Raw genomic sequence first — 23,163 nt, 5'->3', positions numbered from 1 at the left:
AGGAAAGGTAAATACAAAATGCGTAAAGCAAACCGAGAGATTAAAGATGAACAGCTCATGCGCCAGACGCTGGAGACAGCGGATACATGCCGTCTGGCGTTGAATACTGGCGGCGCGCCCTATATCGTTCCGCTCAGTTATGGTTATACCCTGGAGGACAATCGCTTAACCCTCTATTTTCACTGCGCGGATGAGGGGCGCAAGCTTGAGCTCATGGCAGCTGATAACCGCGCCGGATTTGAACTGGACTGCGGACAAAAGCTGGTGACCGGGCCGAAAGCCTGCCATTATTCCACTCAGTTTATGAGTATTGTGGGATGGGGGCTTTTGGAAAGGCTGACTGAGCCTGAGGCTAAAAAGGCTGCTCTTAGTCATTTGATGCGCCACTACAGTGGTCGTGACGACTGGGATTATGATGAGAAGGTACTGAACCACACCACCGTTTTAAAACTGACAGTCCATGAATTTACTGGCAAGGCCAATCGAAAGGAGCGCGTATGATTCTATTCAGCAGTGACTACTGTGAAGGGGCGCATCCGAGAATTATGGATGCCCTGGCCCGCACCAATTTTGAACAGACCGAGGGTTATGAGGAAGATCCCCACTGTGACAACGCGCGGGTCTTAATCAAAAGGGCGGTCGGCTGTCCGGATTGTGATATTTATTTTTTATCTGGCGGTACCCAGACCAACATGGCATTTATCGCCCACGCGTTAAAGCCGTGGCAGGCTGTGATTGCGGCTGAAACCGGCCATATCTGTACACATGAGACCGGCGCCATCGAGGCATCTGGCCATAAAATTATCGCTGTGCCATCAAAAGACGGAAAACTGACCCCGCAGCTCATCCAGGCCGCGGTAGATGCCCATACCGACCACCATATGGTTGCGCCTAAAATGGTCTATCTCTCGGATTCAACCGAGATCGGTACAATTTATACAAAGGCCGAATTATCGGCCATACGGAAGGCCTGCGACAGGAACAGCCTGTACCTTTATATGGACGGCGCTCGCCTTGCGTCTGCCCTCACTGCACCAGGCAATGATCTGGCGCTCACAGATTTCCCAAAGCTCTGCGACGCGTTTTATATCGGAGGCACAAAATGCGGGGCTCTGTTTGGCGAGGCGTTAGTGCTGGTTAACCCGGCATTGGCAGAGGACTTTAATTTTACTCTGAAGCAGCGCGGCGGCCTCTTTGCCAAGGGACGTATTCTCGGTATCCAGTTCGAGGAGCTTTTTAAAGATAATCTTTATCTGGAGCTTGGCGCTCACGCCAACGGGCTGGCAGCCCGGCTGAAGACTGCCTTTGAGGATAAGGGCTTTTCCTTTCTGGTAGATTCTCCCAGCAACCAGATTTTCCCGATTCTTCCCAATGAGCTGATCGCTGAGCTGAGGCGAAAAACATCCTTCAGAGATCAGGAAACCATTGACGAGGGGCATACAGCCGTACGGTTTGTGACCTCCTGGGCCATGACCGACGACATGGTGGATTCGTTTATAAAGGATTTAGACAGGCAATGCCATGAATAAACTAAACCGGACTTTCAGGGTATTTCTTTTGGTCACCGGGATTGCGGCGCTTGTGATCCGCCTTTCCACCCTGGTCGTTGACACTTCGCTGTCCATTGATTTTACAGGATTCCAGGCCTTTGCGCTTGTGAGTTTTGCCCTGTACGCAGCCTTTGCGGTTATCACCCTGATCCTGTCTTTTTTAGCGCTGAAAAAGACAAGCGGCTCAGCCGTTCCCGGACAGATTCTGTACATTGCCTGTCTGTTTGTGCTGCTGGCCGTTGTTTTAAACCTGCCGGCCTTTTTTAAAGCCGCCGCTTTAGATTTTTCGAGTGCCACACCAGCTTTTGTGGCGGTAAATTCGCCGTTTCTCTTTAATTATGGGAAAGGCTTTGGCAGTATTGCCATCGGTGAGTTCACCAATTATTTTCTGGGCCTTGCCGTTACAGTCAGTATGGTCATGGGGATTATTGCGCTGGTGCTGCTGGTGTATTCTGCCAGAGAAACACGCGGCTATGGCCGATCTGCTGCTTCCCGCAGCACATCGATGCCGGGCGCCCGTTACCCCAGACAAACCAGAAGAGATGATTACCGCAGACCTCGTACAGCCGCCAGCCGCGTGAGTTCTGCGAAACAGGTGGATATCTTTGACAGCAGCAACGATTTTTTTTCGCGCCATACCGAGGATGACATCTTTTAACCTCAGTTCCTGTATTCTAAGTTAAAGGCATTGCTAAGTCAATGCCTTTTCTTTATAATAAGATTAAATGAATCCTGAAAGGAGTCTTTTATATGAAACTGACCGTACTTGTTGATAATCATACCAGCATTGACCACTATTACCTGGGAGAGCCAGGCCTGTGCTACTATATTGAGGATGAGGACTCACGCTTTCTTCTGGATACGGGTTATTCAGATATTTACATCGAAAACGCCCGGCGTCTCGGTATTGATTTATCCGATATTGACACCATCGTCCTCTCTCACGGCCACAACGACCATACTGGTGGTCTTCCCGCCTATTTTGAACACTTTGATAACCCGGGGCTTAAGATCATCGCTCACCCAGAGGCACTGTCTGAAAAACAGTTTGACGGCGAAAACATCGGGATAACCCTGTCGGAGATGACCCTGCTTGAAAACAGCCAGCTGATTTTGACGAAGGCACCCTATAAAGTCAGCCAAAATTTTACTTTTTTAGGCGAAATTCCGCAGCTTACAGACTTTGAGCCGCGAAAGGCCATTGGGACGACAATGGCAGAAAACAGCGAAGGCGAATCCGATTTCCTGTTCGATGATTCCGCCCTAGTCTATACCACGCCTGAAGGGATATACATTGTGACAGGATGCTCACACTCCGGGATCTGTAATATTGTGGAGCACGCCAAAAGGGTTACAGGCGACAGCCGGGTGCTCGGTATTATCGGCGGCTTTCATTTGTTTAAGCTGGGTGAACAGGTTGACCGGACGATCCAGTATTTTAAAGACAACCATATCGAAAACCTCCTCCCCTGCCACTGCACCTCTTTCCGGGTGAGAGCGGCTATCCATCAGGCAGTTCCCCTTAAGCGGGAGGTTGGTGTCGGTCTGACGCTGGAGTGGTGAAGCTATGGACGATAAGGTTCGCTGGACTGTCTGCCAGAAAATTCTGCTGGTCCTCACGCTGATCAGCTTTTTCGGCTTTATCATTTATCTGGTTCTGTGCTGGGACCAGATTCCGGAACGGCTGGTCTCAAAATTCAATGCCGGCGGCGAGGTGATCCGCTACAGCAAAAAAGCCTTTACGCTGGTTCCCATGATCATGATTGAGGGCATCCTGTTTGTGATTATCACCATTATCAGCTTTTTTCCGGCAGCGGTGACCAATATAAATGCCACAAAGCATATACAGGATGATCTGAACATTTATAATCAATCCGCCCTGGAGCATATACGCCTGCTGACACGCACCATTATCCTCATTACGGACCTGCTCTTTGTCAATCTGTTTAACGCGGTCTTTCTGTCCATGATTTATTCGGACAGCGTTCTGGTACAGCACAGAGTGACACTCTATATTATCATTGGCTTTGCAGTTTTATTTGCCGGGACGATCCTCTTTTATTATTTTCGTCTGCGGCAGATTATGAAAGGACATTCACGCTGAACATGAAAAAATACACGACGCTTCTCTTTGACGCCGACGGCACTCTGATGGATTTTAAAAAGTCCGAGGCCCAGGCCCTGGACCAGACCTTCAGAAAATACGGTATTCACCCGACAAGGGAGATTCTGGATCTTTACGCAGACATTAACCACGGCCTCTGGAAAGATTTTGAGAACGGGCTCATCGACAAGGACACACTGGTCACCAGCCGTTTCCAGCTTTTGTTTCTGGAGCTTGGACTGGATATTGACGGAATGGCTTTTGAGGCGGATTATCAGCCAGCCCTGGGACGGGGCGCTTTTCTCATTGATGGCGCCTATGACCTCTGCAGGGTTTTAAAGAAGGATTTCAGGCTTTATATTGTCACTAACGGCGTTTCAAGCACTCAGTACAGCCGTCTTTCAGCCACAGGGCTTGATGCGCTCATGGAGGACATCTTTGTCTCTGAGGACGCTGGCGCTCAAAAGCCCCAGAAGGACTTTTTTGACTATATCGCGGCCCGTATTCCAGGCTATGATCCCAGCGAGGCGCTGGTGGTCGGTGACTCCTTAACCTCTGACATTCAGGGCGGTATCAATGCCGGCATTGATACCTGCTGGTACAACCCTGGCAGGGAGAAGAATCTTCTTGATATCCACCCTGATTATGAAATATACACCCTTGAGGAGCTTCCGGCCCTTCTGGAGCGCTGAAAACCAGAATCACAAAATGACCGCAAGTAAAATCAAGCGGCAAATGTACGCTTTCTTTATAATAAAGAAAGAGCGGATGAAACGAGGTGGACAGATACATGTATGAATGGCGGAAGCAGATTCAGACCATTGTTGATGAAATTGACAAATGCATAAAAAAATATAACGGCGAAGCCCTGACACTGCGGGTTCTTTCCCGCCATCTGGGTTACTCTGAGTTTTATACAACAAGGAAATTCAAAGAAATATCCGGTATGTCTTTCAGGGATTATCTGAGGCACAGAAAGCTGGCTTTTGCGCTTAAGGAGGTTCGGGACAGTGAAAAAAGCCTTTTGGATATTGCTTTCGATTATGGTTTTTCGTCCCATGAGGCTTTTACCAGGGCTTTTAAGAAAACCTACGGTGTAACGCCAAGCGAATACCGGAAAAATCCCAGGCCCGTCATTCTCCGTACAAAAATAAACCCCTTTGACCGCTACTTTTTAGGATTTGGAGAGATTGGCATGATAAAATCCACAGAAGATATTAAAATCTATTTCGTAACGATCCCCGCGCATAAATTTCTGCACATTAAAAACTATGAGAGCAACGGCTATTGGGATTTCTGGCAGAAGCAGAGCCTAATTCCAGGACAGGATTGCGAAACAATCTGCGGTCTGCTCGACAGTATCAAGGGGAAATTGGATGATGTTGGCGGGAGCGAGACCAACAGCGGCAGCGGCCAGATTATGGCGTACATCAATGACCCGGAAGGCAGACTCTGCGATTGGGGGTTTCCCCGCACGGAGTGCTATGGTGTACGGCTTCCCATTGATTATCAAGGTGAGGTTCCGCCGCAAATGCTCATGATGGATGTCCCTGAGGCAGAGTATCTTGTTTTTGAGCACGGCCCCTTTGACTATGAGCAGGAAAACCGTACGGTAGAGGAAAAAATTGAAAAGGCAATGGCGGATTTTGATTTTACGGATACTGGCTACCGCTTTGACACTTCCCCGGACCGGATTATTTATTTATATTTTAATCCAGAGCAGTTTTGTAAGTATGTCCGGCCAGTGCGGCAATAGGCAGACCGGTACAAAAAAGCCGGTACCCCATCAACACATTGTTGTTTTGGGGTACCGGCTTTTTTTAGTTCTGCTGATTTTTCAGGCTGTCCTTGATGGCATTGAGGATATCTGCGCTCATGATATTGCCGAAAACTGCGTTCGTATCAAGATTCACGGTCCATTTTCCGTTTTTATTCACGACTGGAAGCTCCAGCTCAGTGGTAGTTGTTTTTCCCTTGGCCTCCTTTACCAGGTTTAAAAAACGGTCTTCAGAGGGTTCTTCGCCAATCAGTTTATTGATAATCTGGGAAAGGTCGCGGTTGGTAACCTGCACCTTAACAGTTGCTTCACCGCCATTTGTCTGGCTGTCAAGAATCTTATAGGAAAAGTCTTCCGTTAGATTTGTGAGAAGTTCCTGGGATTCAGGATCCTGTGCGTCAGTGAGCAGCTGATTGTCATTCGAAGTCAGGCCGCTCAGCGCGCCGAATTCGCTGCCAAGGCTTATCTCGACATTTTCATTGAGGGTTTTTGCGTCTTTGTCCTTAAAAGCGTCAAATACGATTTTTACAGTTCCCTCCGGGGTTGATGGGTCTGCTGTTACTTCCATACCGGCTGTATCGCCTGGCTGGGTCGTATTATTCTTTTTTACACAGGCTGTCAATGAGAAAACCATGAGCGCCGCAAGGGCAAGGGTTAAAATTCTTTTTGCTTTCATATCATATACTCCTCCTTATCATTTGCCTCTATTCTACCAGAATTCTCTTGAAAAAGCTTAGAATTTCAGATTTCTTCAGAATTCTTTAGAAATACGTCTGAAAAATAAAAAAGAGCCCGAAGGCTCTTTTTTAATAATCTTTTAATTCTGTATTGATGTTTTCGGTAATGTCTTCACCAAACCATTTTTGAGACAGCTCAGCTAATTTACCGTTATCTCTCAGCTTCTGAAGTGTTTCTTCGATTTTCTGGGAGAATTCGGTGTCATTCTTACGCATGGTAATACCGATTGGCTCATTGGACAGCGTTTCAGAAGTAATGCTGTAAACATCTGGTTTTTTGCTGGTGTAAAACTGTCCAACCGGTTTATCAGTTAAGATATAATCAATGGTCTTTCCTTCCAGCGCAGTGAAAGCATCCAGCATTGCGTCAAATTTGCTGAGGTTCATGTCAGTGCCGTTTTCTATCATTTTTTCAGCGGCATAATCAGAGGTGGTTTCAATCTGAACCCCTACTTTTTTCCCTTTTAAATCATCAGCCGTTTTTGCCGGTGTACCGTCATTTCTGGATACAATGACAATACCATTGGCCGTATAAGGTGAAGACATATTGAAAGTTTTCTGACGTTCTTCTGTGATACTGGTCCCTGCGATGATCATTTCATACTGGTTTGAGGTTAAGCCATTGAAAATACCATCGAAGCCGGTATCGACCCATTCCGCTTTAACACCAAGTTCCTCTGCAATCGCATTTCCCATATCAATATCAAAACCAACCATTTCATTGTTTTCATCACGATATTCAAAGGGAACATAGGTTGCATTGGTGCCGATTTTTAGTACACCGTCTGCCAGCGGATCTTCTGCTGTTTTACCGCCGCAGCCAGCCAGTGTCAGGGAAGCTACGAGCATCAGCGCAACAGAAACGCCGACTAGTTTTTTCTTCATTTTCATTTCTCTCCTCCTAATGATTTTAAACTCAAGTCCTATTATACAGCATTATGCATAATAATTCAAGCATTTAAGCAGATGGCGGATTCAAATGAATAAAAGTGCACTGATTATACGATTGTATACAATAGTTTTACTTGTTTTTAACGGATGTTTATGCCTGTTCCAGCGCCTTTAGAGCCTTAGACAGCTGGTCCGGACAGGATGTGGTTTTATACCCGCAGGTGATACCGCTGAGTTTTGAAATGACATCCTCCACCCTCTGGCCTTCGACCAGAGCAGAGATGCCCTTGGCATTGCCATTGCAGCCGCCCAAAAACTCAAGGTTCCTGATGATACCGTCCTCCACATCAAAGCTGATGGAGCGTGAGCAGACGCCCTGTGTTGTATATTCGTATCGCATGATAATCTCCTTTGTATTTAAAAAATTCCAGAGATAACCTTACCATAAATTAATTTTTTTGACAAGCGCTTAAGTCCAAAAGAAAGCACAAAAAATAACTAGAACCGATCTGCTTTTTATAACTTCTGGCAAATCGGCTCTAGCGTTCAATCTCGGTTAGCATGTCTTTCGGACTCACTCCCTTCAATTGATTTTCAAATTTCAAAATCTTCTTCTGTTGTTAAGTAAACACCATCCCAACCTTATTCCCTATTCAATTGTAATCCTCTACTCGTATTTTTCAGTGTATCCTGTGTCTATCTTTTATTATTTATCTTTGTGAGACGCCTTACTCAACAACTTTCACATTTAAGACTCTATACGCTGTAAATGTAATACTCATTGTCCTTCAGATTTGTCTTCACACTCTTTAAGGTTCCCTACTAAATGACTTTCGATTATCCGTTTCAATTCTTCACTCAACCGAAACATTAACGATAATTTGTGTTAAATAATTATGATCAAAATATATGATTAACGTGCCTTACTGTTTTATAATAAATTATTGTTTCCGAGTAAGTCACTGTTGCTCTTTATAGTTTAATCTTTGGTCGTTGGGATTTATTTACTTTTCAATGACCTTCCAAATCTGTCATTTTCAACTTCTGTTGATCTTGATCTTTGATTTATCTATATTATAATACGATTACATAGAAATGTAAAGGTTTTTCTTGTAACTAATTTGTAAAATTTAAGAAATGTTTAATTTCTACGAAATCCTGAGAACCAGTATAAAGGCCATGCCGTTTTCCAGAAGCTCGGCTGACAGCTCGCCCTCCATCTGCCTGAGATACAATCTGCTGATATAAAGGCCCAGCCCATTCCCAGGCTGGCCCTCTGCATTGGCGCCTCTCCAGAAGCTGTTAAAAAGGCTGGCCATCTCGCTTTCCCCTACAGGCCTTCCGGTGTTTTGGATACGGATAAGCTCGTGCCCTTCTTCGAGTGCGCACTGGATTTGTATCGCGCCGCCGTCCCCGTATTTTACAGCGTTTTCCACAATGTTTCCGATGACCTCTGTCAGACGGTCAGGGTCTCCATATACCAGCCGGTTCTCATCACAGCTCATCGTAAAAAGAATATGACGCTGCTCCAGCTGGGAGGCCAGGCTTTCCCTGGTTTCTCGCATGAAATCGGCAATATAGAAATCCCGGTTATTGATCTGGATTTCACTGATGGCTTCCGAGGAGCTTTTAATAATCTCATCGACTAATCCCTCGATCTGCACAGCCTTGTCCTCGATTAAGTGAGCGCATGCCTCCTGTTTTTCGGGTGTCTGGTACAGATGCGTGTAAAGGGCGCCTGCATAAAGGCGGATAGCGGCCAGTGGTGTCCGGATATTGTGGGACAGGGAGGCCACCAGGGTTTTACGGTCACGCTCAAGGCTCAGACGCTTCTGCCTTTCATCGCTGAGAGCCTCACGCAGCATGTCAAGTCCCCAGATAAAACGGCCAAAATACCGGCTTTTTTCCTCCTCCAGGCCTTCGCTCAGCCTTCCCTTTGCCAGCTCCTCCGGAAGCCTTGAAGCCCGGTTAAAGGGCTTTAGTATTTTTTGCTCCACATAGATAAGTATACCCACAGCGGCCAGCGTGATCAGCGCCACAGAGAGGGCGGCAGTCTTTACAAGGAGGTAAAGGGTGTCCTGCTCCGGTGTGTAGGCGAACCGGGCATAGCCAGATAAAGTGCCGTCGCGGTAAATGGGCATGACCTTGTAGTCCTCAGCCATGCCCGCACCGGAGAAGAATGCTGATGTTTCCTGCGCATCAGCCGCAGCGGGCAGCCAGTCATAGTTTTTTACCCGCTTCATCTGGGGGAGCAGCGCGCTGGCGCTGTCATCGCCCAGGGAAAGAGCGTTTGTCAGGCGGTTGATTTCAACAAGATATTCGCGGCTGCTCTGCTCGAAATGAAGCTGTGTCTGTGAGATTAAAAATAAAACCGCGGCAATACCGCCCAGAATCAGCGTGAGGATCAGAAGCCTATAGCGTCTCATATCGGTAGCCTACTCCCCAGACTGTTTTAATACGCCTGGGCTTTTTGGGATCAGCCTCAATCTTTTCGCGGAGCTTGCCGATATGGACGGTTAAGGTGGAGGGCTCGCTGAAGCAGTCCACACCCCATACCCTGTCAAAAAGCCAGTCCTTCTGCAATGTTTTGCCGGCGTTTTCCAAGAGCAGTACCAGAAGCTCATATTCCTTAACCGTCAGATTGATGGGCGTTTCATTTAAGTATACGCTGCGGGATGCGGTGTCAACCACCAGGTCTTTATCCCGCAAAAGAGGATTTTCCGCCTGATTCCCATAGCTGCGGCGGAGCTGTGATTTTATTTTAGCCAGGAGCAGCCCGATGGAAAAGGGCTTGCCCATATAATCGTCCGCGCCCAGGTTAAGGCCTGTAATCTGGTCATCGTCACCGCTGCGGGCGCTGATGATGATTATCGGCAGGCTCTGGGCGCTCCGGATTTTCGCACACACAGTAAAGCCGTCAATGTCTGGCAGCATAATGTCCAGCAGCACCAGCTTTACGGCTGTGCGTTCAAGAAAAGTTAAACCATCCTCCCCGGTGGTGCACCACTGTACCAGGTAGCCCTCTCTTTCCAAAAAGTCTTTTATCACAGCTCCCAGAGACCTGTCGTCCTCAATGAGCAGAATATCCGTTGCCATACGCCCTCCTTTGTTTTTCGTATTTTCACCACCCCATGTCCATAAGCCACTGGTTCAGGCCGCGTTCCCGCTCTCTGGAATCGTTGGCTGTCTTTGCCGGCTTGTATTCACCATTGATGTTCCCATCCTTTATGTAAAGCACCCGGTCGGCCCGGGCAGCCACAGCTGGATCGTGGGTGACCACCATGAGGGCGGTTCCCTGGGCATTGACCTGATCCAGCACATTCATCACCTCCTGAGCGGCGCTTGAATTCAACGCCCCTGTGGGTTCATCGGCAAAGAGAAGCTTTGGACGGTTGATGAGCGCGCGGCAGATACAGGCTCGCTGGAGCTGGCCGCCTGAGGTTTCAGAAATATCATTGTCGGCCAGCTCCATGATACCGAGCTGGTTCATAAGTGCGTCGGCATCGGCGTTTATCTCGGACCGGCTGCGTTTGTTGGCCATATAGGCAGATAAGATGATGTTATCATAGATAGAGAGATTTTTCAAAAGGTACATCTGCTGGAAGATAAAGCCCATCTCCGTCAACCTGAGAGAGGCCATGGCCTCCTCCTTCATTTCGGACAGGCTTCTGCCGTCAAAAAATATTTCTCCGGCTGTGAGCCTGTCCATGCCGCTTACAGTGTAAAGCAACGTGGATTTCCCTGATCCGGAAGGTCCCATCACCGCGGTGTACTCTCCTTCCCCAATGCTCATGTTTACGTTGCGCAGCACATTGTTCTGCTGCTTATTGACAATATAAGTTTTACAGAGGTCCTTTACCTTAAGTAATGTTTTCATGCTATTCTCCTGTAATATCCCAGATATGGATCTGTTTGATTTTGCCGCAGCCGGTGAATACAGCGGTCATTACCACCACTAAAAGCGACAGCGGGCAAAGAATATAGATTTCAAAAAAGTTTCCGTTAAAGCTGATATGCCCCCCGACGCCAAAGAGGCTGAACAGTCCGTTCATCATCGGTTCCCCAAAGACGCCGGAAAGAATACTCCCTACAATGGCTGAGGCCGTAAGCACCAGAAATATCTGAAGCGCCAGTCCGGCTTTGATCTGCGAGACGCGAAAGCCGCTGCTGCGCATAATGGCAATGCTCTGCTTCTGTTCCAGAATCCTCAGGCGGATAAACAGAGCGGTGATCAGGAATACAATGAGGGCGATGATCATCAGAACGATCAGGACAATGGTATTGAGCTGGTCTGCAAAGCCGCCGCTGTACTGGGCTGAGTAGTCCGCCGGGGTCATAACCTTCAGTTCCTTATGGTTTTCCTTTAAGGTATTGACCATGGTTTCGTGGTCTCCTGCGGGCAGCTTTCCCACAAAGTTCACATTGTAACCCTGTCTGAGGGTGTTACCCGTCCCCAGACGCAGCACATTCCCAAGATTCATGCCGCTGTTGTACAGGCCTGTAATGATAAAATCCTTTTCCGCCTGTCCATCGGTTGTGATCCGTATGGTGTTTCCAACCGTTTTACCGTAGCGTTCTGCAATACTTTCGGTAAGGGCGACCTCATTGTCCAGTTTCGGCGCTGTCCCCTTTGTATAGGAATACTGATCCAGGGGCCAGGCCATCATGGTTTCGCTGACGGTTTCCTTTGTTTTTTCATCGTCTGTACTGATTTTAACTGAAGAGATGTACTCGCTCTGCAGCTCAAGCCCGGGGATATCCTTTCTAAGCTCCGTTTCCATGGATTGGCGCATGGACTCAATATCCTCTGTATCCATATAGGTATTGCTGCCGGCCACATAAAAGTCACCGCCGCTCATACCGAGGTAAGTCATCATCTCTGTGCCTGTAATAAAATGCCGGAGATTGAGCGGAATAATCATCACTGCGATGCAGAGCATAAAGGTGATGGCCAGTACCGTATAGCTCTTGAAACGAGACAGAAGGTCGTTTACGGCCATAAACACCACTGGCGGCATTTTCTTTCTGCGGTACAGGACACTCCGCCCAACAGGTTTAAAGCGTTCTCCTGTGCTGCCCTGACGGATAGCGTCAATGGGCGAGATTCTGGCAATCCGCCTCAGACAGAGCAGACAGAACAGAAGGGTTATGCCGATGACCAGCGCAGCCCCGAGCGCTGCCATGATTATGCCCGAACCATTTTGAGGTATGATCAGAGATTCAGAGATGCTCCTGGACATATAGCGGGCAAAAGGAATACTGAGCAGAAAACCGGTCAGCCCCGCCGTGGCAGACAGAATAATGTATTTAGAAAGGTACAGCCGCCTGATCTGACGGTTTTTAAAGCCAAGGGCCTTCATGACGCCGATTTCGCGATAATCGTCCTCCACTGCTGAGACAATGGTGAAACGTAAAATCAGAAAACTAATGGCTGTCAGAAAAATACAGACCAGAAACAGAAAAGCCGCCACAACGCCATCCACAGCCATATAGGCGACACGCACCAGCTCTTTGGTCAGGTTGCCCACATCCGGCAGTCCAGCATCGCTGTAGCTGGTAAAAAGATCGGTGTCTCTGGTCCCCGGGGTGGTCTGTACAGAAAGCAAACTTCCCTGCATTTGGCCGCTGTCCTCTGTGTATTGCCTCAGAAGCTCAAAATCGCTGTCGGATACCATGAGCCTTTTTACACCGACCATAGAAGCTCCCCAGGCGGCGTCCTTTGTAAAGGCTGTGATACGGAAATCTTTTTCCGTTTTCCCAATCCTTACCTTTACGGTGTCGCCCAGCTCCAGTTCACACTGGCTTTTCAGGTATACCGGAATGGCGATCTCGCCAGGGCTGAGCGTAAAGCGTGCGTCCTGCTCGTCAAAAACAAGGTTCATGTCCTCCGGAATGGTCTGGAGATAAAGCATCGTGGAGGAGGAAACCTCTTTTTCAGAGGCATCGCCGGTAAAAATAAGCTCCTCGGGCTTTAAACTGATCACCCGGGCATTTTGATAATCTGTAATGATTGGGCTGTCTTCGGCCCATCGCTGTATCTTATCGGTCATTGCCGCTTCTGTTTCTTTTGGATAGCTTATGGTGAAGCCAGCATCCGATATTTTGGCCGCCTCAAAGAAATAGTCCAGTGCTGTGGTGGTTGTGAACATGAGGTTCATGCTCCCTGCAGCCAGCATGGAGGCCAGAGCAATAAAAACTAACAGCACGATATTAGTGGTTTTCTTTTTTCTCAGGTCATTTTTGAAAATTTTGAAAAACAAATTGACACCTCTCTCTCAAGTGATGCCTTTAGTATAGACGGAAAGTTATTAAAAAATCCTAAAGTGCCAAAAAATTTCAAAAAAGTCGAAAACGCCCAAAGCTATTTGGAAAAATAGTCTTGGGCGTTTTCGATCGTTCTGATTAATTCTTCTTACACTTGCAGCTTGCCAGAACAGCTTCTTCGTTTCTGGACTCTCTGGATTCCTGAAGCGGATTGTGGTAGCCAGCGCCCGGCGCCTTGTCCACTGCGTCTTCGTCCAATAACGGGTTAGCGTACATTTCAGCCTTCACTTCACTTCCGGCGTTTTCTTCGGCCGGCGTTTCTGGTGCCATATCGTTCGGGTCGTTCTTTTTGCATTTGCAGCTTGCCAGAACAGCTTCTTCATTTCTGGACTCTCTTGATTCCTGAAGCGGATTGTGGTAGCCGGCGCCCGGTGCCTTGTCCACTGCGTTTTCGTTCAATAACGGGTTTGCATACAATTTTTCTTCCTGTGTTCTCATTTCTCTTACTCCTTCAACTTTTTTGAATTTTTCGGTAATTGCTTTTCCGATTTATTCGTAACTTTTTTTGTTACTGTTTATACTGTAATTATATTTGTTACATATTGATTTGTCAAGCATTTTTTAAAATTATTTGGAATATTTTTTAAAAAATAATGAAAATAAAAAAAGCCCGCCAACTTCACATAGAAATCAGGCCTGGCCTCAAAAAATGACTAAGACCAGTTTTACTTCGTTTCGGCGTTTCTGTAAAACTGGTCTCAGCGTTCAGATTCAGTTAGCATGTCTTTTGGACTCACTCCTTTCGAATCTTTAAACCAAATATCAAATTTTTCATTCAGTATCTTTATATCTTTTTGAATAGTTCCTCAACTTGCGATCCTTACAGTCCTTTACTGGGTTACACGTTCAAAATCCTTTTTGATATGGAACACGTTTATGTAATATCACCTACTCCATGGATTCTTCGACGCTTAAGTCTCTATATGCTATAAGTCGTGTACTCCTCCAGCTTTAGGCTATGCCCCTATCTGATTTTCTACTTATGTACTTTTCAAGCCAGCAAGTGATACCATTAGATTGTTGTTATCTTAGGGTTTATTAAATTCTGAAATTCCATTCGACCATTAACATCTTACTACGATTATTGACTTATTGCATCAACATCTTATTACGGATATTTTTGGTTTTCCTTTTTTTCATACTTCTAATAAAAATCTTTTGGGGTTTACTTCTTTTAGGTGTTGATACAGCCTACTTTCAATAATCACCTTTTTGATTTTCATTACCAAAGCTGAGCTTCTATTCACTTGTTAAAGACCTTTCAAAGATTACTGATGTTTCTTTGATCTTTGATTTGTCTATATTATACCACGATTTCAACCTTTGTAAACGGTTTTTTCGTAAACAAAACGTAACGTTTTTGTAAACGTACACATTAAAGTGGTAAATTATAGCGGAACCCGCTGTTTTAAAGGGTTCCGCAGCTTATTATATGGCTTAAACGTTTCTGTAAATATGATCAGGATTTGAGGTTCAGCGCTTCACGGGTCATGACAATGGTCGGGTCTATGACAAAGCAGGGGTTCACGGACTGGTTAACAGTCTGCAGAACCAGCTCGGGCTTTACGCTCTGCTGTTCAAGGTATTTAAGTCTGAGCTCAAGCACGGCATTTCCCTCCTGTACGGAAAGAACCCGGATATCCTTTATAAAAGGCCGGATATTTTTGGGAACCAGCTTCCCCTTTTTATTTCTTTTTTCAAGTATCACCTCATCGAGGGACTTGTAGGTATTTAAAATATCCGATAGGGATGTCTCGTCTATTCCGTCTTCCAACGCGACCTCAATCCGGTAGCGGCTGTCTGTTAAAGACGCGCTCAAAGAAGTTTTTCCCTGGGGAATTTTTCTGGCCTCCACCACTTTTAGGCCCTCAGGCAGTGCGGCGTTCAGCCTTTTGGTAAATTCCATCAGATCAATATCGCGGGTCAGCACCACATCACCGTACTCGCTGTCGCTCATGAGCCCGACAGACATAGCCAGGGCAAAGGACAGTTTAGGATGTGGGTTAAAGCCGTTTGAGTGGGCAATATCGAGCCCGGCCCGGCGAAAGGCCCGCTGGAACAGACGCTGCTGATCTAAATGTGAGATAAAGCGCAGCTCCTCGCCGCGTGTAAATTTAAACCGTATAGTGCTCATGGCATTTCCATCCTTTACTGAATTGCATGACGCCGCAGCTGCTGCAGCCCTCACGGCAATAAGGCGTCAGAGTCTCTTCTGTTGATTTTTCCCATTCCTTTTGCAGGAATTCTTTTGTCACACCGATGTCAATAAAATCCCAGGGCAGCAGCTCATCAAAGCTGCGGCTTCGCAGGGCATAGAAATCCGGATCGACCCCGGCCTCCTCAAAAACAGAGAGCCATTTTTGATGGTTGTAATGCTCCTGCCAGCCGTCAAATTTACAGCCTGCCTCGTGGGCTTTCAGGAGCACCCTGCCCAAACGGCGGTCGCCCCTTGCAAATACAGCTTCCAGATAGCTCAGGGAGCCGTCGTGCCAGTTGTAGGAGATTTTGCGGTCTTTAATCAGGGATTTCAGCATTTTCTGTTTTTCGATAAACTGGTCACCGGTATTTTGTCCAAACCACTGGAAGGGTGTAAAGGGCTTGGGCACAAAACAGGACGTGCTCAGCACAATTTTCACGGCTTTATTGCGTTCTTCTCTCGGTACAGCGTAATATTCATCCAGAACCTTTTGCCCCAGGTCAGCGATTCCGGCAATATCGGCTTCTGTCTCTGTGGGCAGTCCAATCATAAAATAAAGCTTGATATGGCCCCAGCCGCGTTCAAAGGCGGTGCGTACTGTGGTTAAAAGGTTCTCCTCGGTCACCCCTTTATTGATGACATCCCGCATGCGCTGGGTACCGGCCTCCGGCGCAAGGGTAATGCCGGTTTTCCTTATTTTTTGAATCTGCTCCAGCATATCAATGCTCAGAGAATCGATGCGCAGCGACGGCAGCGATACGCCAATACACTGGTCCTCGTAATCAAAAACCAGATCCTCGATCAGGGTCTCAATTTTTGAATAATCGCCGGAGCTCAGTGACGCCAGTGAAATCTCCTCATAACCGGTTGTTTTAAGCAGGGTTTTAATCCCCTCCTCGATGGTGTTCAGACTTTTTTCGCGGATCGGGCGGTAGATCATTCCCGCCTGGCAGAAACGGCAGCCTCGGCCGCAGCCTCTGAAAATTTCATAGCTCACCCGGTCGTGGACAGTTTCGGTGTAAGGCACAACATATGTTTCGGGATAGTAGGCGTCGTCAAGGTCTTTTATAAAACGCTTGCGAATTTTGCGGGGCGCTTCTTCGATAAGTGGTGTGAAGGCCTTTAAGGTGCCGTCCTCATGATAAGCCGCTTCGTAAAAGGCCGGGACATAGACGCCCTCGATGGACGCGGCTTTTTTCAGATAGTCTTCCCTTGTACCGCCCTCTGCCTTAAAGCGCCGGTATGCGTCCATGAGCTCAAGGATGGCTTCCTCGGCCTCACCGATGACAAAAATATCCACAAAGTCGGCCAGTGGCTCGGGATTGTAGGCGCAGGGGCCGCCCGCCATAATAAAAGGCATATCCTCGCCACGGTCCTTTGAGAGCAGTGGGATGCCGCCAAGCTCCAGCATATTGATGAGATTGGTGTAGCTCATCTCGTACTGGAGGGTAAAGCCCACAAAATCAAACGCTGAAATGGGATCCATGGATTCCAGCGCGTAAAGCGGGATCTCCCGGCTGCGCATCTGCGCCTCCATATCCACCCAGGGCGCAAAGACCCGTTCGCACCAGATATCCTTCTGGTCGTTTAGCAGGCTGTACAGTATTTTCATGCCCAGGTGGGACATTCCCACCTCGTAGGTATCAGGAAAGGCAAAGGCGTACCGGATCGTGGTATCCTTGAGATCCTTATGGACTGCTCCCACCTCATTGCCCTGGTAGGTGATGGGCTTTGTCACCAGGGGCAGCACTTTTTTATTGATCAACTCTTTATCGTAATGCATTGGTTCCTCTTTGTTTTTTATTTCGTTAGCCCTCCTATCTTACAATAAGTACGGATAAAAGTCAAAAAGGATTCAAAAAAAGCACAGCGCAAAAATGTGCTGTGCCCTTGTCCGGTTTATGGTTCGACAATATTGAAAAAATACTCAAAGGTCACCATGTGCTCCGTCAGTTTTTTTAGGATATCCTGGTCTCCCTCGATTTTGATGGTTTCCTGCTGTTTGGCTTCATCCTTATTCAGAATGGTAAACATGGCAACCCTCGGCAGTGTCAGGGTGGCATCTGCGTCGTCTGCCTGCATGCCCTTCTGGTATAGAAGGACGCCAGAATCCACTCGCAGCAGGTAGGGATCGGTATCGGTAAAATTGAGGTTGATTTTCAGGTTGACGTCCTGTGCCGCGTTGGAATCGGTCAGGATTCCCATATAATCCATCATCATCTCAGGCGTCATGGATTTTTTAAGGTCTGCGCTGCTGTTGGCTTTGAGGGCTGTATCGGTTGTGGTTCCCTCCCTCAGCTCTTTAGCGCCGGAGAGATAAGCGTTGCGCCAGGTGCCCGATTCCGCCTGATAGCCAAGCTGCTCCAGAGCGTCGGCGCACAGATAGCGGGCTTCCTGATTGCCTGGATCGGCAAAAACCAGTACATTGGTGATCTCAGCTACCCACTGGTATTCGCCCTTGTCAAAATCGGCCCTTGCCTTTTTGAGCACCTCGCCGGTATCGCCCATGTACTCGACATATTTTTTAGCGCTGTCGCTGGGTGTGAGCGGGTTCAGGTTTACCGGATTGGCGTCGTACCAGCCCATGTATTTCTGGTAGACGGCTTTGGCGTTATGGGCAACTGTGCCGTAATACTGGCGGGTATACCAGTTTTTTTCCAGAGACTCCGGCAGTGTGATCATATTGGAAATTTCATCGGAGGTATAGCCCTGATTGATATACATCAGGGTTTGATCATTGATGAACTTATACATGGCTGCGGTGTTCTCCAGATAACGGTTGATCACGTCATTTCCCCAGTGCGGCCAGTTGTGCGACTGGAACACCACCTCCGCGTCTTTTCCGTAACGGGTCATCGCCTCCATGATATACTCGGCCCAGGCGTTGCCGTCGCGTATCTGGGCGCCGCGCAGGGTGTAGAGATTATGCAGGGTTCCCGTACAGTTTTCAGCGATCCAGAGCGCCTTTTTATCCGCAAACCAGGTGTTCATTTCCACAGGGGCTTCGGTGCCCGGCGTCAGCTGGAATTCCATGGTCACGCCGTCCACTGTCCGGGTTTCACCGGTCTGTTTAATGGTGTCGTTGGGTGAAATGTATGAAATGGTCCCAGTGGACTGCCCCATTCCGATCCCGATGGACATGGAACCAGTGGCGCTGTCGTCCAGAATAGTGCCGTACTGGTAGCCCGCGCGCCGCCCCATGGCGTTGCCAGCATAGACGTTCTCGCTGACTGCGTGTTCCTCAAAGCCCTCGGGCACGATGATGGGGATGCCTCTGGAAGCGGCCTCCTCCTCACTGATAATACCCTTGATGCCGCCGTAATGGTCGACATGGGGGTGGCTCATGACCACAGCCGTGACTGGCCGCTCTCCCAGGTTTTCGTTGACCAGCTGCATGGCCGCCGCGGAGCACTCAATGCTCATGAGCGGGTCAAAGACAATCCAGCCTGTATCCCCCTTGATAAAGGTAATATTGGTCATATCATAGCCCCGCACCTGGTAGATGCCGTCAGCCACCTCAAAGAGGCCGTATAAATGGTTAAGCTGGGTATTCCGCCACAGACTGGGGTTGACTGTGGCAGGTGCGTCCGCGTTCTCCACAAAGCTGTAGGCCTTCTGGCTCCAGACCACTTTGCCCTTTTCATCTTTAAGCTCAAGAGACTCTGGCGCCGCGATGAGCCCTTTTTCCGCAAATTCCCGTTCCTGCTCGTCGGAAAAGTCCAGCAGGGCGTGAACTTCCCTGTTTTTATCCTGAGTCGTCTTGGTGGCATCCTTGGCTGAGGCATCAAGCGGTGTCCCTGTTTTTCCACCCGTGCAGGATGAAAATGTAAACAGTGCAGCCGTAAGTCCCACAAATATGAATAGCTTTGATCTTTTCATTTTGTTACCTCCTTTTTAATATTCTAAAGGCTTTTTCTCTGTTTGTCGAGCTTTTTCCGTCGTATCAGATAAACCACCGTAAACGCCGCAGCCAGAGCTGTCAGCAAAGCAGCCGGCAGTAGAGCGCATAAGCCAGAGGGCATACTGACAATGCCAAAGAGTGAAAGGTGATTTGTCACAATATGATACCGGCCGTCTGAGCCCATTTTTGCAGTGTATATCTCGGAATTTTCACTGGACTGGTGAAGAATACCGATTTTATCAGTCTCTTTGTCTGTAAATGGGAATGCCAGGTCCAGTGTTCCCTCAAAGGGCACATCACCTGTCGGCGTGGTCAGAGAGATATCGTACAGGCCGAGCAGTCCGCTGTTTTTTTCTAACAGACTCATATAGTCCGGCGAGGAGGATTCAATCGGTGTGATGGTCAGCACAGCCGCAGCGTGAATCTGTTCTCCGGTCAGGCTGATACCAGTGGCCGGATCCTCCAAAATACGGGAGCTGTAAGTGTTCTGACTGATATATGGCAGCCCAAGGTTGATCTTGTCATCACGATGCCAGTAATAAGCGCCCTCTGTTACCCGGCTGTTGAGCTGGTCTTTAAAGGTATCCGTCTTCATCTCGCTTACCGGAACGGACTGAGCTGTGGCATTTCCTTCACCGCTCGCGTCATCCATGCTGTTGTCATAGTAGCAGGCGTCCAAGGTTTCAGAAATATTTCTTCCGGCGATGGCCCCATCGGCGCCACCACTGGCATGGCCGCCAAAGTAGACATTGCGCATTGTCCCCTCATTGTTTCCGGCAATGCCGCCAGTATAGAGTCTTCCCTCAATGTTTGCTATGACTGTGCCAAAACTGTTGCGTATTTCTCCGCTGTTTTCTCCTGCCAGCCCGCCGGCAGTCTGAGCTGATACACGGCCAGCCGACGATGTGTTGATGATTACACCGCTATTTTTCCCGGCAACACCGCCGGCAGCAGTGCCTGATTCAATGTGGATATTCATATCATCCAGGTCTGGCGCGTCAGCGTTATCGGTCAGAAGATGGCCCGCACCGGCCTGGCAGTACTCAATGCGGCCCTCGTTGATGGCGGCAACAGCGCCCGCGTAAGCGGTGCCTGATCGGATATCCGTATCAAAAATTCTCAGGTTCTTTACTACTCCCTGAGGCCCGACGCGTCCGAAAAGTCCCTGAAGCCCGTTGCCATCGGCTTTCATACCGCTGATGCTGTGGCCTTTTCCGTTAAAGGTGCCATTGTAGGCGTTGACTGCGGTACCGATGGGCAGCACCCATTCCTCGCCGTCCGCGTCAATGTCATTCATAACGGTGAAGTTAGCGTGGGCATAGGTCTCGGGCTCCTCAGCCACGGCTCTGGCCACGCGTTTCAGGTCCTCAAAGGTATAGATGTCCGTGGGTACGATTTCTTTTGGCCCGCTTTGGACATCCATTTTCACAATGCTGCCCCGCCCGTTCATCACGGGAGCAGTCTCCTCGGGTTTTTTTCCGGTGGTGGCCCGCACGCTATAGTTCTGGTAGGGTGCTGTGAAAGTGAAACTGACGGTATTGTCCTTCTTTTTAAAATATTCAAAGGCGTCAGCTGTCAGCAGTGTGTCGAGAACTTTTCCCTTGGAATTGATCAGCTCCACACTCTCCACACGCTCGTTTTCACCTATGCCTGAGCAGTCAACCGTCAGAGTGACAGGCTGTGAGGCTATCGAGTAACCGTTGAGGGAATTGCCATTTTTATCACTGAGCTGGACTGAGATGCCCTTAGAGGATTTCGTTCTGGCCGAAAAACGCGGCGATGGATTTCCTATCATAAAGGAGAGAAGCGAGATCCCCCTCAAATTTTCTTTAAAATGCTCCTCGCTTGCCACCATGCTCTTGACCCGTTTGTTGATTTTTGAATCGCTGTCATCCAGCCGGTAGCCAGTGAGGCCATCGATGTAGTAGTAGGTGCAGCACCAGCTGCCCGTCACCCTCACGCCGCCTTCAATGGAGGTGTGGTTCGCTGCAGAATCCCATTTGTTGATCACCGCGTAATCGACACCCTGGGGCAGATGCTCAGCCTTGATGCCGCCATAGTTTACCAGATAGTCCACGATACTGGTCTGTCCTGACAACCGGTAAGCCGGCGTATTCAAAAGATATTTCAGGGAGCTGGCCTGGCTGATGCCTGTATAATTGTAATCGGCAGAGTGTTCTAAGTTAAGAAAGTCCTGGCTCACGGTGCTGTACTCAAAATGGTCAACCTTTCCGCCGCTGGCGTGGTGGACATACTCCTGATCCAGCTTAAACAGGCCGTCGTGGGTCAGATAACCAAACTCATTCCCCTCTTTCAGGAGCACAAAGGGGGAATATCCACCCAGGGCCTTCATCTGATAGGCGGGCATTTCCGGCTTTGTCCAGTAGGCGCTTCTTACAATGTCGTGAGGCCTGTGGTAAATGCTCGGCCAGAGGCCCTTACCCTTCATGTGCTCGACACTGCTGCTTTCATAACCCAGCGGCAGGTCAATCTCCGCGTCATAAGAGCGCATCAGCCGGTCGGTATAGGCTTTGCCCTGGGAGGAAATATCATTGATAGCCTGAACCGTCTCATTGATGACGGTCTCCCGCTCAGTCATCAGTTTATCTTTGGTGTCGGTGTCCACATCGACGGAGATGTTGTAGTCGACCCAAATACGGTTGACCATAGACATGTAGATGAAAGGTCGGATACAGTCGTTCATCTGCTGGAAGAGGACATCGCACTGCTGATGCTCAAAGGCCACAGTCTGGTCGGTAACCCTTTTGGCATTGTCCAGCAGGGTAATGCTACTGGTGGGCTCCAGTACCGGATCAGGTTTGCTGCGGTCATAGGAGGGGTAATGGCGGCAGGCGTACATGGCCATCTTTCTCAGGTCGCTTTTAAAGCTGATGGGATCACCGGTTTTGGCAGGATCAAAATTTTCTTTGAAATTGATGAGATACCCATTCAACGCGTGCTTTTCAGACTCCATGGTCTCGGCGTCTCCATCCTCTAGTGCCTTTGTGTATTTTTTGGAAGCGTCCAGATAATTGGTGTAATCGGTGTAGGCGCTTTCGTATTTGTTCAGAAGCGACGAGTATTCCCGCCGGTTGTTGTACCAGATATTCTCATTGATCTGATTTTCCAGGCTGATGACTAGTCTATCCAGCTTATCGCTGATGGCGTCCATCTCCTGCTGTAGGGCGTCCAGCTCATCCTTCATTTCCTGGCACAGCTTCAGAATCTGAGAGGTGTCCTTTCCAGATGGGAAGGTCAAAAGATCGCCCATGGTCGAAAAGAAATTGACGCCGGTTTTATCCGCAGCGTAATAGAGTCCGGAAACAACCCAGCCATCGATAATTTCAATGCTCTCATCTGCAATTTTGGTGACGATATAATCAGTGACCGGGCCGCCTGTGAGCTCGTTGTTTTCCGGCTCTGCAAAAACCGGAGACATTGCCGATAGGGTCCACATTGCAGCGAACACCAGTGTGAAAATTTTTAAAGCTTTACCATGCCGCATGTTCTCATCTCCTTGTAATAAACTGATAATTCATTATATCGGATTGCAAAGCTTTATTAAATCATACGGTATGAGGTTTTGGAAAATTTTTCTTTTTTATTAAAATCGGAAGCTCTTACAATTAAACATAGATAATTTTAAACGATTATGGTAAAATTTGATAAAATGACCTTAAAA

Annotated in this window: 19 protein-coding genes; 7 read left to right on the top strand and 12 right to left on the bottom strand. The window is 48.2% G+C overall.

The features are described from left to right. The first annotated feature begins 18 nt into the window (after nucleotides 1–18). The 7 genes from BUC22_RS09205 to BUC22_RS09175 all read left to right on the top strand — a co-directional run bounded on the left by BUC22_RS09205 (nucleotide 19) and on the right by BUC22_RS09175 (nucleotide 5,410). Nucleotides 19–501 carry a pyridoxamine 5'-phosphate oxidase family protein gene (locus tag BUC22_RS09205; RefSeq protein WP_013380472.1) on the top strand — a complete coding sequence of 161 codons (483 nt, stop codon included), beginning with the start codon at nucleotides 19–21 and terminating at the stop codon, nucleotides 499–501. Then, nucleotides 498–1,529, top strand: coding sequence for a threonine aldolase family protein (locus BUC22_RS09200; RefSeq protein WP_013380471.1), 1,032 nt, complete (start codon nucleotides 498–500; stop codon nucleotides 1,527–1,529). The genes BUC22_RS09205 and BUC22_RS09200 overlap by 4 nt, the downstream gene beginning before the upstream one ends. Then, the gene (locus BUC22_RS09195; RefSeq protein WP_013380470.1) at nucleotides 1,522–2,208 is read left to right on the top strand and encodes a hypothetical protein; all 687 of its coding nucleotides are present in this window, start codon (nucleotides 1,522–1,524) and stop codon (nucleotides 2,206–2,208) included. Before BUC22_RS09200 ends, BUC22_RS09195 begins: the two co-directional genes overlap by 8 nt. A gap of 92 nt (nucleotides 2,209–2,300) precedes the next feature. Next, the gene (locus BUC22_RS09190; protein WP_013380469.1) at nucleotides 2,301–3,113 is read left to right on the top strand and encodes an MBL fold metallo-hydrolase; all 813 of its coding nucleotides are present in this window, start codon (nucleotides 2,301–2,303) and stop codon (nucleotides 3,111–3,113) included. A gap of 4 nt (nucleotides 3,114–3,117) precedes the next feature. Next, complete coding sequence (locus BUC22_RS09185) at nucleotides 3,118–3,654, top strand: DUF1648 domain-containing protein (protein WP_013380468.1); 537 nt, start codon at nucleotides 3,118–3,120, stop codon at nucleotides 3,652–3,654. Nucleotides 3,655–3,656: 2 nt separating this feature from the next. Beyond that, nucleotides 3,657–4,346, top strand: coding sequence for a YjjG family noncanonical pyrimidine nucleotidase (locus BUC22_RS09180; protein WP_013380467.1), 690 nt, complete (start codon nucleotides 3,657–3,659; stop codon nucleotides 4,344–4,346). 98 nt (nucleotides 4,347–4,444) lie between these two features. Next, on the top strand, nucleotides 4,445–5,410 hold the full coding sequence (locus BUC22_RS09175) for a helix-turn-helix transcriptional regulator (RefSeq protein ID WP_013380466.1): 966 nt from the start codon (nucleotides 4,445–4,447) through the stop codon (nucleotides 5,408–5,410). A gap of 64 nt (nucleotides 5,411–5,474) precedes the next feature. Here BUC22_RS09175 and BUC22_RS09170 read toward each other — a convergent pair whose 3' ends face one another. The 12 genes from BUC22_RS09170 to BUC22_RS09115 all read right to left on the bottom strand — a co-directional run bounded on the left by BUC22_RS09170 (nucleotide 5,475) and on the right by BUC22_RS09115 (nucleotide 22,986). Then, the gene (locus BUC22_RS09170; RefSeq protein WP_013380465.1) at nucleotides 5,475–6,107 is read right to left on the bottom strand and encodes a hypothetical protein; all 633 of its coding nucleotides are present in this window, start codon (nucleotides 6,105–6,107) and stop codon (nucleotides 5,475–5,477) included. A 130-nt stretch (nucleotides 6,108–6,237) separates the two neighbouring features. After that, on the bottom strand, nucleotides 6,238–7,059 hold the full coding sequence (locus BUC22_RS09165; protein WP_013380464.1) for a basic amino acid ABC transporter substrate-binding protein: 822 nt from the start codon (nucleotides 7,057–7,059) through the stop codon (nucleotides 6,238–6,240). 151 nt (nucleotides 7,060–7,210) lie between these two features. Next, nucleotides 7,211–7,459, bottom strand: coding sequence for a TIGR03905 family TSCPD domain-containing protein (locus BUC22_RS09160; protein ID WP_013380463.1), 249 nt, complete (start codon nucleotides 7,457–7,459; stop codon nucleotides 7,211–7,213). Between the two features lie 748 nt (nucleotides 7,460–8,207). Beyond that, nucleotides 8,208–9,485: a sensor histidine kinase gene (locus BUC22_RS09155; RefSeq protein ID WP_013380462.1), complete on the bottom strand. Its 1,278-nt coding sequence runs from the start codon at nucleotides 9,483–9,485 to the stop codon at nucleotides 8,208–8,210. Next, entirely contained in the window at nucleotides 9,472–10,155 is a 684-nt protein-coding gene (locus tag BUC22_RS09150; RefSeq protein WP_013380461.1) for a response regulator transcription factor, read from the bottom strand. The genes BUC22_RS09155 and BUC22_RS09150 overlap by 14 nt, the downstream gene beginning before the upstream one ends. Nucleotides 10,156–10,180: 25 nt before the next feature. Continuing rightward, entirely contained in the window at nucleotides 10,181–10,936 is a 756-nt protein-coding gene (locus BUC22_RS09145) for an ABC transporter ATP-binding protein (RefSeq protein WP_013380460.1), read from the bottom strand. A 1-nt stretch (nucleotide 10,937) separates the two neighbouring features. Further along, nucleotides 10,938–13,319 carry an ABC transporter permease gene (locus tag BUC22_RS09140; protein WP_013380459.1) on the bottom strand — a complete coding sequence of 794 codons (2,382 nt, stop codon included), beginning with the start codon at nucleotides 13,317–13,319 and terminating at the stop codon, nucleotides 10,938–10,940. Between the two features lie 142 nt (nucleotides 13,320–13,461). Further along, nucleotides 13,462–13,821 (bottom strand): hypothetical protein, encoded by a 360-nt coding sequence (locus BUC22_RS09135; protein ID WP_013380458.1) that lies wholly within the window; start codon nucleotides 13,819–13,821, stop codon nucleotides 13,462–13,464. Nucleotides 13,822–14,842: 1,021 nt separating this feature from the next. Then, complete coding sequence (locus BUC22_RS09130; RefSeq protein ID WP_013380457.1) at nucleotides 14,843–15,517, bottom strand: TIGR03936 family radical SAM-associated protein; 675 nt, start codon at nucleotides 15,515–15,517, stop codon at nucleotides 14,843–14,845. Beyond that, nucleotides 15,498–17,363, bottom strand: a complete 1,866-nt coding sequence (locus BUC22_RS09125; RefSeq protein ID WP_013380456.1) for a TIGR03960 family B12-binding radical SAM protein — start codon at nucleotides 17,361–17,363, stop codon at nucleotides 15,498–15,500. The genes BUC22_RS09130 and BUC22_RS09125 overlap by 20 nt, the downstream gene beginning before the upstream one ends. Before the next feature lie 116 nt (nucleotides 17,364–17,479). Beyond that, nucleotides 17,480–19,459 (bottom strand): alkyl/aryl-sulfatase, encoded by a 1,980-nt coding sequence (locus BUC22_RS09120; protein ID WP_013380455.1) that lies wholly within the window; start codon nucleotides 19,457–19,459, stop codon nucleotides 17,480–17,482. 23 nt (nucleotides 19,460–19,482) lie between these two features. Continuing rightward, a complete protein-coding gene (locus tag BUC22_RS09115) occupies nucleotides 19,483–22,986 on the bottom strand; it encodes a hypothetical protein (protein WP_073382799.1) in 3,504 nt (1,167 codons plus the stop codon). Nucleotides 22,987–23,163 lie beyond the last annotated feature (177 nt).

This window comes from Eubacterium callanderi (genome assembly GCF_900142645.1).
In the GTDB taxonomy this organism is placed as follows: domain Bacteria; phylum Bacillota; class Clostridia; order Eubacteriales; family Eubacteriaceae; genus Eubacterium; species Eubacterium callanderi.
This window is presented reverse-complemented; position numbering and strand designations above follow the sequence as displayed.